At 70.7% G+C, this 13840-nt stretch carries 13 protein-coding genes, 1 tRNA gene and 1 pseudogene; 7 read left to right on the forward strand and 8 right to left on the reverse strand.

Translation table 11 applies throughout. The features are described from left to right. Positions 1-5 precede the first annotated feature (5 nt). Entirely contained in the window at positions 6-1247 is a 1242-nt protein-coding gene (locus ACFXKG_RS16095) for a nitrate/nitrite transporter (protein WP_384838478.1), read from the reverse strand. A gap of 56 nt (positions 1248-1303) precedes the next feature. Next, positions 1304-1966 carry a GntR family transcriptional regulator gene (locus tag ACFXKG_RS16100; RefSeq protein WP_384838303.1) on the reverse strand — a complete coding sequence of 221 codons (663 nt, stop codon included), beginning with the start codon at positions 1964-1966 and terminating at the stop codon, positions 1304-1306. Positions 1967-2128: 162 nt separating this feature from the next. Between ACFXKG_RS16100 and ACFXKG_RS16105 the strand changes: the two genes are divergently transcribed. Then, positions 2129-2641, forward strand: a complete 513-nt coding sequence (locus ACFXKG_RS16105) for a hypothetical protein (RefSeq protein ID WP_384838306.1) — start codon at positions 2129-2131, stop codon at positions 2639-2641. 81 nt (positions 2642-2722) lie between these two features. Here the strand turns inward: ACFXKG_RS16105 and ACFXKG_RS16110 are convergent. After that, positions 2723-2809, reverse strand: a tRNA-Ser gene (locus tag ACFXKG_RS16110). Between the two features lie 327 nt (positions 2810-3136). On the opposite strand from ACFXKG_RS16110, the pseudogene ACFXKG_RS16115 reads away from it, so the two are divergent. Both ACFXKG_RS16115 and ACFXKG_RS16120 read left to right on the forward strand, forming a co-directional pair. Next, a pseudogene (locus tag ACFXKG_RS16115) lies at positions 3137-3545 on the forward strand (UTRA domain-containing protein); the annotation flags it as partial. Positions 3546-3642: 97 nt separating this feature from the next. Continuing rightward, positions 3643-4416 carry a hypothetical protein gene (locus ACFXKG_RS16120; protein WP_384838309.1) on the forward strand — a complete coding sequence of 258 codons (774 nt, stop codon included), beginning with the start codon at positions 3643-3645 and terminating at the stop codon, positions 4414-4416. A 15-nt stretch (positions 4417-4431) separates the two neighbouring features. Here ACFXKG_RS16120 and ACFXKG_RS16125 read toward each other — a convergent pair whose 3' ends face one another. Continuing rightward, positions 4432-5178, reverse strand: coding sequence for a glycosyltransferase family 2 protein (locus tag ACFXKG_RS16125; protein ID WP_384838311.1), 747 nt, complete (start codon positions 5176-5178; stop codon positions 4432-4434). A 5-nt stretch (positions 5179-5183) separates the two neighbouring features. Further along, a complete protein-coding gene (locus ACFXKG_RS16130; protein WP_384838313.1) occupies positions 5184-5828 on the reverse strand; it encodes a UTRA domain-containing protein in 645 nt (214 codons plus the stop codon). Positions 5829-6022: 194 nt separating this feature from the next. On the opposite strand from ACFXKG_RS16130, the gene ACFXKG_RS16135 reads away from it, so the two are divergent. Beyond that, the gene (locus tag ACFXKG_RS16135; RefSeq protein ID WP_384838316.1) at positions 6023-6949 is read left to right on the forward strand and encodes an FkbM family methyltransferase; all 927 of its coding nucleotides are present in this window, start codon (positions 6023-6025) and stop codon (positions 6947-6949) included. A 181-nt stretch (positions 6950-7130) separates the two neighbouring features. Here ACFXKG_RS16135 and ACFXKG_RS16140 read toward each other — a convergent pair whose 3' ends face one another. Beyond that, on the reverse strand, positions 7131-8777 hold the full coding sequence (locus ACFXKG_RS16140) for a S1C family serine protease (RefSeq protein WP_384838319.1): 1647 nt from the start codon (positions 8775-8777) through the stop codon (positions 7131-7133). Positions 8778-9038: 261 nt separating this feature from the next. Between ACFXKG_RS16140 and ACFXKG_RS16145 the strand changes: the two genes are divergently transcribed. The 3 genes from ACFXKG_RS16145 (at position 9039) to ACFXKG_RS16155 (ending at position 11895) form a co-directional block, all read left to right on the forward strand. After that, positions 9039-9839 carry a glycerophosphodiester phosphodiesterase gene (locus ACFXKG_RS16145; RefSeq protein WP_384838322.1) on the forward strand — a complete coding sequence of 267 codons (801 nt, stop codon included), beginning with the start codon at positions 9039-9041 and terminating at the stop codon, positions 9837-9839. A gap of 84 nt (positions 9840-9923) precedes the next feature. Continuing rightward, complete coding sequence (locus tag ACFXKG_RS16150) at positions 9924-10610, forward strand: ATP-binding protein (RefSeq protein WP_384838325.1); 687 nt, start codon at positions 9924-9926, stop codon at positions 10608-10610. A gap of 319 nt (positions 10611-10929) precedes the next feature. Beyond that, positions 10930-11895 carry a DUF5926 family protein gene (locus ACFXKG_RS16155; protein ID WP_384838328.1) on the forward strand — a complete coding sequence of 322 codons (966 nt, stop codon included), beginning with the start codon at positions 10930-10932 and terminating at the stop codon, positions 11893-11895. Positions 11896-12205: 310 nt separating this feature from the next. Here ACFXKG_RS16155 and ACFXKG_RS16160 read toward each other — a convergent pair whose 3' ends face one another. Continuing rightward, positions 12206-12892, reverse strand: coding sequence for a hypothetical protein (locus ACFXKG_RS16160; RefSeq protein WP_384838333.1), 687 nt, complete (start codon positions 12890-12892; stop codon positions 12206-12208). Positions 12893-13061: 169 nt separating this feature from the next. Further along, a complete protein-coding gene (locus ACFXKG_RS16165) occupies positions 13062-13754 on the reverse strand; it encodes a bifunctional DNA primase/polymerase (protein WP_384838336.1) in 693 nt (230 codons plus the stop codon). Positions 13755-13840 lie beyond the last annotated feature (86 nt).

Genomic DNA, 13840 nt, shown 5'->3' on the forward strand with positions numbered 1-13840 from the left:
TCGCGTCAGACAGGAACGTGCACGGCCTCCACCCGGCTCGCCACCAGCCGCTCGCGCTCGCGCCGCGCGCTGCGCGAGCGCAGCCGCAGGATCTGCGCGATCCCGATCGTCTGGAGGACGAAGACGGACGAGAACGCGATCCGGTAGTTGTCGTCGGTGGCGTCCAGCAGGACACCGACCGCGAAGAGCGTCGTCATCGAGGCCGTGAAACCACCCATGTTGACGATTCCGGAGGCCGTGCCCTGACGCTCGGGCGGGTTCGCGGGCCGGGCGAAGTCGAAGCCGATCATCGACGCGGGCCCGCAGGCGCCGAGGACCGCGCAGAGCGTGATCAGCAGCCACAGGGGGGCGCGCTCGCCGGGGTACGCGACGACCACCACCCACACCAGCGCGGTCGCCGCGACCGTGCCGAGGGCGAGCGGCAGCCTGGCCGCGTGGTGCCGGGCGATGACCTGCCCGTACACCAGCCCGACGACCATGTTGGAGAGCACGACCAGGGTGAGCAGCTCACCCGCGGAGGCGCGCGACATGCCCTGCGCCTCGACGAGGAACGGCATCCCCCAGAGCAGCAGGAAGAACATCGCGGGGAACTGGGTGGTGAAGTGCACCCACAGCCCCAGCCGGGTGCCGGGCTCGCGCCAGGCCGCGGCGATCTGCTTCCGTACGTACGTCGCGCCCGCGTGCTCGGCGGGCGGCGGCTCATGCCCCTCCGGGTGGTCCTTGAGGAAGAGCACCAGCAGGACGAAGACGGCCACCCCGGCCAGCGCGCTGCCGGCGAACGTCACGGTCCAGCCGAGGCCGCCCAGGGCGCGCGAGATGAAGATGGTGGAGACGAGGTTGCCCGCCATCCCGAACAACGCGGCCACCTGCGCGATCATCGGTACGCGGCGGGCCGGGAACCAGCGGGTGCCGAGCCGCAGCACGCTGATGAAGGTCATCGCGTCGCCGCAGCCGAGGAGGGCGCGGGCGGCGAGCGCCGTGCCGTACGAGGGGGAGAGCGCGAAGCCGATCTGCCCGGCGGTGAAGAGCACGACGCCGAGGGCGAGCACCTTCTTCGTGCCGAGCCGGTCGACCATCAGGCCGACCGGTATCTGCATGCCCGCGTACACGAGCACCTGGAGGATCGAGAAGGTCGACAGGGCCGAGGCGTTGATGTGGAAGCGCTCGACGGCGTCGAGACCGGCCACGCCCAGGCTCGTACGGAAGATGACGGCGACGAAGTAGACGGCGACGCCGATGCCCCACATCCAGGTGGCGCGCCGGCCGCCGGGCGGATCGCCCGGCAGGGTCACGGAGACGGCGCTCACCAGTCCTCACCCCGGACCAGCACCTTGACGCGGCTGACGTGGCGGCGCACACAGGCGGCGGCGACGTCGGCGTCGCCCGCCCGGATGGCTTCGAGCAGCTCGGCGTGCTCGGTGACGTTCTTGGCGATCCGGTCCGGATGCGCCTCCATCACGGCGACGCCCATCCGCAGCTGCCGGTCCCTGAGCTGGTCGTACAGCTTGGAGAGGATCTGGTTGCCCGCGTTGCGCACGATCTCGGCGTGGAAGCACCGGTCGGACACGGCGACGGCCCCGAGATCCCCCTCCTCGGCCCGCTGCCGCTGCTCGTCCAGCAGCTCCTCCAGCCGCGCCAGGAACACCGCGGACGCGGGCACGGCCTTCCGTACGGCGTGCTCCTCGACCAGCAGCCGGGTCTCGACGACATCCGCGATCTCCTGCGCGGAGACGGCGAGGACGAGCGCGCCCTTCTTCGGATAGAGCTTGATCAGCCCCTCGACCTCCAGCTTGAGCAGCGCCTCGCGCACGGGGGTACGGGACACCCCGACGGCCTCGGCCAGCTCCCCTTCGGTGAGCAGCGTCCCGCCCTCGTAGCGGCGGTCGAGCACGGCTTCCTTCACATGGCTGTAGACACGGTCGGCGGCAGGCGGTTGTTTCAGCGGGGCGGCGGGAGCGGGCGGCATGCGCACATCATAGATACAACAGAGGTGCAACAGAAAACCCATTCCGCCATACGGACGCACACCCCACCGCACACCCTCCACCGCACACCCCCACCGCGCCGCCGCACGCCGGAGGAGCCCCCGGCCCCCCAGAGCCGGACTTCCTCCTCATAGATTGACCCCATGGGCCTCTTCGACAAGCTGACCGGAACCAGGCGCCCCGCCACCGGTGTCCCCCCACGCTCCCCCGCCGAGCTCCACGCGGCACTGCTCGCCCTCAACCGCCCCGACGCCCCGTACGCCATCCGGGACGGCCGCGAGGAGGGCGCCGACCTGCTGGCCGAGTGGCGCATCCTGGACCCGGCATGGCAGAGCTTCTTCGTCCGCACCCAGGTGAGCCGCGTGTTCCAGGTCCGTATGCGCCTGGTCCCGGAGAAGAACGAAGTCCGCTCCCTCGACCAGCAGTACGAGATCACATGGGCCGGCGACACCCCCAGCCTGACGATCGCGGCCGAGGCCCAACGCGGCCAGATGCAGACGGTCTCGAAGCGCTGGACACTCGGCGGAAACGAAGCCGACGCCCCGGGAGCGACCGAAACGTTCACCTTCAACAGCGCCGACCTGAAGACCCCCGTACAGGACACCGTCCTGGGCGCGGGGTGGACCTGGCGCGGAGTCATCACCGGCAGGCTGTGAGGACACCATCCGGTTGAAGCAGGAAGGGGCGCCCCTCACCGAGGAGCGCCCCTTCTGACCAGCGACCGCGCCGGCCCGCTGCGGTGGGTGTGGGATTTGAACCCACGGTGACATCGCTGCCACGACGGTTTTCAAGACCGTTCCCTTAGGCCGCTCGGGCAACCCACCCATGCCCCGCCCACCAGCGGCAGAGCGGCTACAGCCTACCGGCTGCCCGGCTCGGACGCGTATGCCTGGCCGGAGGATGGCCACAGCCCTGTTTGTGCATGTCCCCACCCCACCAACACAGGACGCCCGGAACATCGGGGAGCGTACTCACCCTCTCCACGCTCAGGTATCTATACCTGCCTCATACCGGCAACCAGTGGGACGAAGATCCTGCGAGATACCCGCGAGGACAGCAACACGGTTCTCGTGGTCACCCCCGACCGTATGGCCCACCTCTGTGACTCCGCCGAGGAGCTGTTGACGACGATGCGCGAGCACGGCTTCAACGCCCCCGCGCACATCGCCGTGCGGCTCGGGATCGCCGAGGGGCCCTGCGTCCGCACCTCGTACGAGTTCCTGGCCGACGGCAAACCCGGGCAGATGTTCACCAGTTGGGAACCATACGAACTCACCGTCGGAACCCTGGTCGTACTACGAGGGCCGACCCCACGCAGGCGCCGGCGTCGTCGACCGCATGGCCGAGACCGGCATCACCGTCAGCCACATGGTGAAGCAACCGGAGCCCGGACACGCCGATGCCGAGGAGGCGACGCTCCTCGGCATCCAGCGCGGCGCGCTCGTCACCCGCATCCGGCGGACGTACTACAGCGACAGCTCACGGCCGGTGGAGATGGCGGGCATCGTCATCTCGGACCCGACCTGCGAGATCATTTACGAAGTGCCCGTTCGTGGCTGAACCGGCTCGTCGCAGCCCGTAAGTTCGGGGGTCGAGGCGTCCGGCTACGCACGTCTCATGGGTCGCCCACATTCGTTGTCCCTGGGGGGATATATCCATGCGCTCTGTTCGTCTGAGATCTCTGTGCGTCGCTGCGGCCTTACTGGCGCTTCTACCACTGTCCGCCGCCTGTTCCGTATCCGAGAGCACCGGCCCCGCATCAGCCGACAGCCCGAAGTCGACTACAGCACCCACCGAGGAACGTTCACTCACACCGGCGGAGTTGAAGGCCGCGCTACTGACGGAAGAAGAGGCAACGGGCTTCGACATCACGGGTGCCGATACGGTCGAAGGAGCCGGCGGCGAGTGGGAGGACCCCACTATGGTCAAGCCCGCGGCGTGCAAGGTCCTCTGGAACTCTGAAAATAAGGGATTCGGGGAGACTGCCGCCGCCAACTCGACCCTCTACCCTCATTCGAACTCCATCGACATGCGCGAGACGCTGATCGCAGCATTCCCCGCAGACGCGGCGCGGTCCCGGATGACGTCGCTCCGCAGCTCGCTCGCCGCCTGTGGAGATTTCGAGACCAAGAACCAGTACGGGCAGTCGTCTGAAAAAACTGTCGAGTTGGAGGCGCCAGAACTCGGCGACGAGGCAATTCGCTTCCGGACAACAGGGCTGGTGAAGACTGCAACGGTCAATAAGGGACAGAATCACCGTCTGACCACTGTGGTACGCACTGGAAACGTCGTGACAAGGTTCAAGAGCGTCGTGATGTTGGGCGAGTTCATCAAACCCGATCAAGTGGCCCGCTTCATCCCCAAGCCCGACGAGGATTTGATCGCCGCCCAGGTCGCAAAAGTGGAAGAGGCAATACGGTCACGCTCATGAGCCTTCGGCCGCGGCTCAGTCGGTGACCGGGTAGTTCCACCGTACGTACGAGAGCGCCCGGGCCCGCGCCTCCACCACCGCCATGCGTGCGGCGCGTTCCGCCGGGTCGGTGTGGGCCGCCTGGCCGGGCCACTTGCGGTACAGGAGTCCCACCTCGGACGAGAACCAGCCCCGGCTGACGGAGGCCAGCGCGAGCAGCAGCCCCGTGTCCTCGGAGGCCGGCAGGGCCATCCAGCCGCCGAGCGCGAGCACGAGGTGGCGGCGGGCGAAGAGCGTCGCCGGGTGGACCGGGGCGCGGTAGTCGTGCGTCGCCCAGTGGTCCAGTACGGTGCCGGGCTCCATCGGGCCCTCGTCCGGGTCGCCCGGGAAGCCGGCCGTCGAGCCGTCGGGCAGCAGATCCAGCACCCGCGACGTCGCCCAGCCGATGGTCGGGTCGCCTTCGAGCGCGGCCAGGTCACGGGCGAGCGCCCCCGCCGTCAACTGGCCTTCGGCGTCCAGGACCTTGACGTATTCGCCGTCCGCCACCGCGAGCGCGAGCGTACGGGCGGTGCCGGGGCCGCCGGGCCGGCCCTGGGTGAAGGTCACCCGCGGATCGTCGGGGACATACGGGGCGACCTCGTCGCTCCGGCCGTCCTCCTGGATCAACCAGTGCCACTCCCACCCCTCCGGCAACTCCTGTGCGCGGAGGGACTTGTACGCGTCCGGCAGGAAGTGCGCGGACGGGGCATGAACGGCGGTAATGACGATGATGCGCCGCCGCACGGCACTCACCACCTTTCCAGGGGAGTGGCGAACAGCACTTCCGTACGGTCACCGGCAAGCGTGACGTCGGACATCTCCACGACGCGGCCGTTGACGTCGTACGACCTCTTCCGGACCAGGAACACCGAGGTCCCGGGCGGCAGTTCGAGCTCCTCCGCCTCTTCCGGCGTCGGCGGCCGGGCGGTGACCCGCTCCTCGATGCGGTCCAGCTCGATCCCCACCGAGAGGAGCTGGTTCTGCGTGCCCCCCGGCCACGGCTCGTTGGCCGCGTCCAGGAGCTTCGGGTTCGACTCGACCAGCGCGCGGACGAGATACGAGGTGACCAGCGCGAACGGCGCCGTCTCGGCGGCGTGCCGGGTGCGGTACGTACGCTCCACGAGCGGGGTTCCCTCGGGGACTCCGAGCGCGTCGGCGATCCGCTGGTCCGCCGTGCTCTCCTGATAGGCCGAGTGAAAGACGAGATCGTTCACTGTGAGGCCGGTGTCGTGCTCGGTGGAGCCCGTCTGCAGTCGTGTCGCCTTCGGCTGCCGGGCCCGGTCCTTCTCCCACTGGTGACGTCGATTCGTGCGCAGCACCTTCGTACGGGCTGTACGGACGACGTCGCAGCGGTCGTGCTGCTTCTCGATCAGCCCCTCGTCCTGCTCGGCCACGGCTGCTCACCGTCCCTGTTGGGCGACAGCACCAGCGTACGGCTCATGAGGAAGTCCTGCCGAGTTCAGAGGGACAGAGGGACGGGCCGCGGGAGGCCCGGCTCCGGTCGGCCGTGCGAGGATGTCGGGCCGGTCGTCGGTCACGGCACCTCGGTTCGCGTGGGATTCATCGGATTCAGCGGAGAGGCATCAGGATGAGCAGCCCCGGCTCGGACGTTCTGGACACGCTCGGCCGTGGGTACGTGCGCGATGCTCCCGGCTCGTTCGGGAAAGGGTGGCTCGCCGCGCGATGGGTCAATCCCCGGTTGCGGGACCACCCACGACGGCGTGTCGTGCGGACCCGGTTCGATGCCCGGTTCGCCGTGGACACGCAGGACTTCATCCAGCGCTACCTGTACATCTTCGGGATCTGGGAGCCGCACATCACGCGGTGGCTGCAGAGCCGGCTGAAGCCGGGGGACGCGTTCGTCGATGTCGGCGCGAACATCGGGTACTACAGCGTTCTCGCGTCGGGCCTCGTCGGGAGCACGGGCCGGGTCGTGGCCATCGAGGCGTCGCCCACCTTCCACAAGCGGGTGGTGCGGCACGTACGGCTCAACGACTGCCGCAACGTACGGGCCGTCAACGCCGCCGTCTCCGACAGCCGGAGGGCGGTGACCTTCGTGCTGGCCAGCTCGGCGAACATGGGCGCGAACAGCATCGTCCCGTACGACGGACCGGCCGAATCGACCTTCGAGACCGAGGCCGTTCCGCTGACGGAACTGCTGGAGCCCGACGACATATCCCGCGCGCGGGTCATCAAGATCGACGTCGAGGGGGCCGAGGGGGCCGTCGTACGGGGCATGGTGCCGCTCCTCGACCGGCTACGGCCCGATGTGGAGATCGCGGTCGAGGTGGCCCCCGGGCGTATGGCCCAGCTCGGTGACTCCGCCGAGGAACTGCTGACGACGATGCGCGACCACGGCTTCAACACCTACCGCATCGACAACGACTACCTGCCCGACAGCTATCCCCTGGCGATCCGCAGCACGTCGGTCGTTCCCGAGCGGTGGCGTGGATCCGTCCTCGGGCAGCAGTGCGATCTGATCTTCTCCCGGGTCGACGCCGAGGCGCTGGGCTGACGCGCTGAGAGCCTGACGCCCGGCTGCTCGTCCAGCCGCTCGTCCGGCCGCGTGTCTCCGGTCACGTGTCTCCGGTCACGTGTCTCCGGTCACGTGTCTCCGGTCACGTACGGACAGCAGCACGGACGGTGCCCGCTGCTCGCGGGCACCGTCCGTGCTGCTGTCCGGGAGGAAAGAGCGGTCAGCTCTCGCCTTCTCGTTCGCCCAGGGTGACCTGGGCCGTTGACTCCTTGCCGTCGCGCTTGTAGGTGAGCGTGACCTTGTCGCCCGGCTTGTGGGCCCAGATCTGACCGATCAGGGTCGGGCCGCTGTCGACCGGGGTGTCGTTGAACTTCGTGATGACGTCACCCGCCTTCAGGCCCGCCTGTGCCGCCGGGCCGTCCGGGGAGACCGCGGGGGTGCCGCCCTCGCCGTTGGAGGCGATGGTGGCGCCCTCTCCCGTATCGGTCATCGTGACCGTCGCGCCGATCACCGGGTAGACCGGCTTGCCCGTCTTGATGAGCTGCTCCGCGACGTTCTTCGCCTGGTTGATCGGGATGGCGAAGCCGAGGCCGATCGAGCCCGCCTGGGACTGGCCCAGGCCGCCGCTGCCCGCCGACTGGATGGCGGAGTTGATGCCGATGACCGCGCCCCGCGCGTCCAGCAGGGGGCCGCCGGAGTTGCCGGGGTTGATCGACGCGTCGGTCTGGAGGGCGCTCATGTACGAGCTGCCCGAGCCGGATCCGGAGCTGTCGCCCGAACCGTCCCCGGAGGCGACCGGGCGGTTCTTGGCGCTGATGATGCCCGTCGTCACCGTGTTGGAGAGGCCGAACGGCGCGCCGATCGCGATCGTCGTGTCGCCGACCGCCACCTCCTCCGAGTTGGCGAGGGGGAGGGGGGTGAGACTGGAAGGAGCGTTCTTGAGCTTCACCACGGCGACGTCGTAGCCCTGGGCCCGGCCGACCACCTCGGCGTTGTACTTCTTGCCGTCGGAGAAGGTCGCGGTGAGGTCGCCGCCATTGGCCGCGGAGGCCACGACGTGGTTGTTGGTGAGGATGTGGCCCTGCTTGTCGTAGACGAAGCCGGTGCCCGTGCCCCCCTCGCCGTTGCCGCCCTTCGCCTCGATCGTGACGACGCTCGGCAGCGACTTGGCGGCCACCGAGGCGACGGTGCCCGCGTCGCGCTTGACTTCCTTCGGGGCGTCCGCCGCCGAGACGGTGGTCGAGCTCGCGGAGCCGTTGTCGTTGTTCTCCGCCGCCCAGTAGCCGATCCCGCCGCCGACGCCGCCCGCGACGAGCGCGGCCACGAGCACGGCGGCGATCAGCCCGCCCCCGCGTGCGCGCGGGGGCTTGGGCTCGTGGCCGGGCGCCGGCGCGCCCCAGACAGGGCCGTCACCGCCGCCTCCGTAGGCGGGGAGTGCGGGCGGGGGCGGCGGCCAGCCGGCGTCCGCGGGCTGCGCCGCGGTGGGCGGGCCCACCGACGCGCCGACCGGGACGGGGCCCGGGGGCGGCGCGGGGGCCCCGTACTCCGGCGGCGGGTAGGCCGCCGCGGCAGGGGCAGGGGCAGGGGCGGCGTAAGGGGGCTGGGGCGCGTGACCCGGCTGGGGCGCGTGGGCCGGCTGCTGCGGCGGTGCGCCCGCCGGCCGCTCCGGGTCGGCGCCCGCCGGCTGCCCGCCCATGGACGCCGGGGGTGACGCGGAGGGTGTAGGCGCCGGGCCCGGCCGCGGGTCCGTGGAACCGGACGCGGCCTCTCGCGGGGCGGACGCGGGTGTGCCCTCGGGAGCGGCATCCGGTACCGGAGGTACGGACGGGACGGAGGGGCCCGCGGTGCCCTCGTTCTCGGTGCTCACAGCTCTTTCTCCTCGGTTCCACTCGGTCTTCGGCAAGAGTCCGCTGTGCAAGTGTCTGCGGTCAGCTTTTCCCACAGCACGTCAGACCACTGTAAGCAGGACCTGTGCATCTGCCCGTCCATCTTTACTCCGGACATTACGGACGGATCCGGAGGGGCCCCGGGAAGGGCCCTGTGAAGGCCCCCCGGAAGGACCCTGGAAGGATCCCGGAAGGACCCCTTCGAACACCCGTCTACCCTGTCACGATGACACCATGACGCGGTGACTCAAGCACGACAGCACAGCATCCAGGTCGTCGCCCACCGCGGAGCCTCGGAGGACGCCCCCGAGCACACCCTGGCCGCGTACACGAAAGCCATCGAGGACGGCGCGGACGCCCTTGAGTGCGATGTACGCCTCACCGCCGACGGGCACCTCGTCTGCGTCCACGACCGGCGCGTCAACCGCACCTCCAACGGGCGCGGCGCGGTCTCCGCCCTGGAGCTGGCCGATCTCGCGACGCTCGACTTCGGCTCCTGGAAGGACAGCGAGGAGAGCCCGGACTGGCGGGACCCGGAGCTCACCTCCGTACTGACGCTGGAACGGCTCCTCGAACTCGTCGCGGACGCCGGCCGCCCCCTCCAGCTCGCCGTCGAGACCAAACATCCCACCCGCTGGGCCGGCCAGGTGGAGGACCGGCTGCTGCACCTGCTGCGCCGCTTCGGCCTGGACGCCCCCGGCGACGCGGAGTCCCGTGTACGGGTCATGAGTTTCTCGGCGCGTTCCCTGCACCGGATCGCGAACGCGGCGCCCCAGCTCCCGACCGTCTACCTCATGCAGTTCGTCTCGCCCCGGCTGCGCGACGGAAGGCTGCCCGCCGGCGCGCGGATCGCCGGGCCCGGGATGCGCATCGTCCGTAACCATCCCGGCTACATCACCCGGCTCCAGCAGGCGGGTCACCGCATCCATGTATGGACGGTGAACGAACCGGAGGACGTCGACCTCTGTGTACGTCTCGGTGTCGACGCGATCATCACCAACCGGCCCCGCCAGGTGCTCTCCCAACTCGGCCGAGCCGTCTGAACATCCCCTCTCCCGAACACCTCTCGCATACGGACGGTTACGGGGAGTGCACCGGCGCGTTCCTGGCTTGTTCGGTCGGTACGAGTGCGTCAAAGGCCCTTGCCGGGCCGGTTTCCCCGTCAGGCCCCCGGGGCATTCACACCGTGGCGTGGGGCAAAGGAGGTCTCGGGGGTGGCGTTTGTGGTGACACAGGAAGTACCCACGTCTTCTTGCATGGCCGTGCCCCACGGCCCTGCGGGCGTGGGGCAGGCACGGCACCGTATGCGGGAGCAGCTGAGCCGCAGCGGGGTGTCGGAGTCGGTCGTCGACGATGCCGTACTGATCCTTTCCGAACTCGTCAGCAACGCGTGCCGGCACGGCAGACCGCTGGGACGTCCGGAGACCGGCGACGGCGACATCCGCGCGGAGTGGCGCGTCGACAAGGCGGGGCGGCTGACGGTCGAGGTGACGGACGGTGGCGGACCGACCCGGCCGATTCCGGCCACACCCTCGGTCACGGCCCGCGGCGGCCGCGGACTGAACATCATCTCCTCGCTCGCGAAGGAGTGGGGCGTACGGGACAGCGCCACCGGTGAGGTCACGGTCTGGGTGATCGTCACCGAAGGGCACCGCCGCGAGGACTTCGCCACCCGCATCTCGGCCCCCGGTCTGACGGGGCTCGACGACCTTGGGGACCTCGACGGCCTTGAGGACCTTGAGGACCTCGATGATCTGGACGGCCTCGACGACGGGACAGCAGGCCGGCGGGCATGGACCGGCTGGCGGGCCTGAGCGGGCCGGACGGGTCGGGGAGCCCGGAAAGGCTCGACGGAACCCTGTAGCGCACGGAACCTCGACGGGACCCGTAAAGCGCACCCGAACAGAGATGCCGCTTCCGTACGCCCATACGGGTGCGACAGACGCGGTCGGCCGCCCCGCGCGCTCCCCGTGCGTTCCACCGGGGACCCGTGGCCACACCGGGCACCCGCGGCCCCACCGAGGACTCGTGGGGCCACACCGGGGACTCGTGGGCCCCGTACGGCCCGGCCCTGTCCGAGCGGGGCGCTAGGCTCGGCCGACACCGCATCGCCGTTCACGGGAGAAAGCCACCATGGCCAAGAAGCGCCCCCAGACGAAGGCCGCGAAGGCTCAGCTCAAGGACGGCCCCGTCCCGGTGGTGGGGGCCCGTGAACCCTGCCCGTGCGATTCGGGCCGCCGCTACAAGGCGTGTCACGGCCGCGCCGCCGCGCATGCCGTCACCGAGCTGGTCCAGCGGCCTTTCGAGGGCCTGGCCGGTGAGTGCGACTGGGTCGCGCTGCGCGAGCTGGTGCCGGCGGCCACCGCCGAACTGACGCTCAGGGACGGGCTGCCCGAGGGCGTGCCGTCCGTGACGCTCGCGACGGTCCTGCCGATGGCCTGGCCCGCGCTGCGCCGCGACGACGGCTCCGTGCTGCTCGCCCTCCAGAACGACACGTCGTCCGGCGATCTGAGCCGCGATCTCGCCGACACGCTGCGGCGCGCACTCGCCGCCGAGCCGGGCCGGCCGGTGGCCGCCCACCGGGTGCCCGCCGACGGTCCGCGCCTCCAGGACCTGCTGGACCCCGCGGCGCCGTTCGCGCCGGTCGTGCACTCCGGGTTCGAGTTCTGGGTGCCGGACGCGGAGAACAGCTCGGCGGAGGTGACCGCCTCCCTGGAGCGGGCCAACGCCGCCGCCATCCCGACCGCCCTGCTCTCCGGCACGGACGCCGCGTACTGGTGCGAGACGCCGGAGAAGAACCACCTCCGCTGGGTCATGCCGCACCCCGAGGAGAAGCTGCTGGACGCGCTGGCGCGGCTGCACGCGGCGGGCACGTCGAGCCTCGGCGAGGGGACCCGGCTGGTCGGTTCCTTCCGGGCGCACGGCCTCACCGTCCCGGTGTGGGACCTGCCGAGCGCGATGGGCGCGGAGGAGTGCGAGAAGCCCGCGGCGGAGTTCGCCGAACGGCTGGCGACGGCCCTCGCCGACGACGCGCCGCTCACGGGCGACGAGCGCCGGGCGCGCGGTGGGCTCACCAACCGACAGGTGACGCTGAGCTGAACAGGTGACACGGGGCTGAACAGGTGACGCTGGGCCGAGCCGGTGACGCTGAGCCGAGCCGGGCGACACCCCCTGAGGGGTTGCGATCCCAAAGGGTTCCACGGAAGTCCACAGAAGTTCACAAGAGTTCGGTGATACCAGTCACACCTCGCTCTACCGGCCAGTAATTCGTTGTCCGAATACGCCGGATCGAATTTGCTAACCGCCGATCTCTTGTTACCGTTCTAGAAGCCCGGTCGCTGGTGCATCCCCCGTCGCCAGCGACCGGGCGTCCGCGTTCCCGGTCCCGTCCAATCTGTCCGCCGTCGGGTCAACGGACGTCAGGACCCGGGGAGTTGCTTCCCGAGCGCAGCAGCAGGGGCCCGTCGTCCGCTCCGGTCCCGTCCTCCCCCGGCGCCGCGAACTCGGCCATCGCCAGATAGCCGGAGCGCTTTCCCCGGAACGGCTCACGCGATGTTTCACAGGTCGCCGGTTCGTCGTCCGCCGCGATCGCGCAATACGTCTGTACGGTGCGCCCGCGCGGGCCCATCAGGCTGAGTACGGCGAGCAGTTCACCGCCCGTCGCGTTGCGATAGTAAGCACGGGCCCAGATGCCCCCGCCCCCGGCGACCCCGCCGGAAGCGGCGTCGTCCACGGTGCCGGCGTCGGAGGCGACACCGTCGGACAGGACACACGTCTGCGCCTCGACGCCCGCGGGAGAGGCGACTTCAGGCCCGCATCGTTCGACGGTCCGCTCCGCCGGAGCCGCCGGAGCCGCGGGAGCCACGGAATCCGGCGGATCCGTACGCGCCCGCTCCGTACGCGCCCGCGCGTCCGTGGCGGGTGGCGCGGAGGCCCGTACGGGGGCGGTGGCGCCCTCGGGGGCAGTGGCGGGCCCCGAGCCGGGAGTGAGGCCGCCAGGGCCCGCGAGAGGGCCGGGGGAGCCCGCGGAGGCCACCAGGGGCAGCAGCGCCGCGCACACCACTGCGGCGGTGAGCCCGAAAATGCGGAGATTCATGGTGCGCCGAAGATAGCGGCGCGACGGGCCGCTCAGGTACGCCTCGCGGCCACTTCCCGGACAACTGGGCCCGGCTCACACCCGTACGAGTGATACGGCCGGCGCCCGTACGACGGGACAGCCCGGGTTCCCTTCCGGTCCGGGCCGTCCGGCCGAGGCTCCGGCGGGTTCAGTACGCGAGCCTGCTGCCGCCGTCGGGCGCGCCGGTGCTCGCCTCGACCAACGCGTCCACGACCGCCTCCACATCGGGCAGCCAGGGCGCCGCGGAACCGGCCAGGGGCTCCCGCTCCCAGCGGACCTGCCCGCCCGCGGCCTCGGACGGCGGCAGGACGAGGTAGCCGCCCTCCCCGTGGAACCGCAGCGAACTGGGCACCCAGTCCTTGGCGTAGAGCAGCTCACCGAGCTGTTCGAGGGTGTACGGGGCCACCAGCAGCGACCAGCGCGTGGGCGTCGCCACAACCGGGCCGAGCCGCATGCCCATCCGGTCGAGCTCCACCAGCGCCCGCGCGCCGGCGACGGCCGGCAGGCTCACCGCGCACGGCGCCGCGCCGCCGGTGGCCAGGACGATCGGGGCCGTGGGCCGGTTCTCCCACCACCAGCGCACCATGCGCGCGTCGGCGGTCGCCGCGAGCAGCCCTGGGTCGAAGGGGTGTGCGCCCGGTACGACGCATTCGGGGTCAGGGCAGGCGCAGCCCGGGCCGCGGGTCCCGCGTCCGCCGGCCGCCTTGAGTCCGACACCGGGGAGTACGGGCCAACCCCAGTCCGAGGCGCAGATGAGCGCCGCGTCGAGCTGGGCAGGACTCTTCTTGCTCCCCTTGCGCCGGAGCCGGAGCCTGCGTCGCCTTCCGAGGATCTCGCGCATGAGCGCTCGTTCCTTTCCGTTGAACGCCGAGGTCCACATGACACCGACACCCTGCACCCTGTGCTGTGCGCGTGTCCGTGCATGTG

The organism is Streptomyces sp. NPDC059255 (genome assembly GCF_042752355.1).
In the GTDB taxonomy this organism is placed as follows: Bacteria; Actinomycetota; Actinomycetes; order Streptomycetales; family Streptomycetaceae; genus Streptomyces.

Bases quoted from the DNA above. Each gene is read 5' to 3' on its own strand.
- ACFXKG_RS16095 (WP_384838478.1), bottom strand. From the start codon at position 1,247: ATGTGGGGCATCGGCGTCGCCGTCTACTTCGTCGCCGTCATCTTCCGT.
- ACFXKG_RS16160 (WP_384838333.1), bottom strand. From the start codon at position 12,892: ATGAATCTCCGCATTTTCGGGCTCACCGCCGCAGTGGTGTGCGCGGCG.
- ACFXKG_RS16165 (WP_384838336.1), bottom strand. From the start codon at position 13,754: ATGCGCGAGATCCTCGGAAGGCGACGCAGGCTCCGGCTCCGGCGCAAG.
- ACFXKG_RS16155 (WP_384838328.1), top strand. From the start codon at position 10,930: ATGGCCAAGAAGCGCCCCCAGACGAAGGCCGCGAAGGCTCAGCTCAAG.
- ACFXKG_RS16120 (WP_384838309.1), top strand. From the start codon at position 3,643: ATGCGCTCTGTTCGTCTGAGATCTCTGTGCGTCGCTGCGGCCTTACTG.
- ACFXKG_RS16100 (WP_384838303.1), bottom strand. From the start codon at position 1,966: ATGCCGCCCGCTCCCGCCGCCCCGCTGAAACAACCGCCTGCCGCCGAC.
- ACFXKG_RS16105 (WP_384838306.1), top strand. From the start codon at position 2,129: ATGGGCCTCTTCGACAAGCTGACCGGAACCAGGCGCCCCGCCACCGGT.
- ACFXKG_RS16135 (WP_384838316.1), top strand. From the start codon at position 6,023: ATGAGCAGCCCCGGCTCGGACGTTCTGGACACGCTCGGCCGTGGGTAC.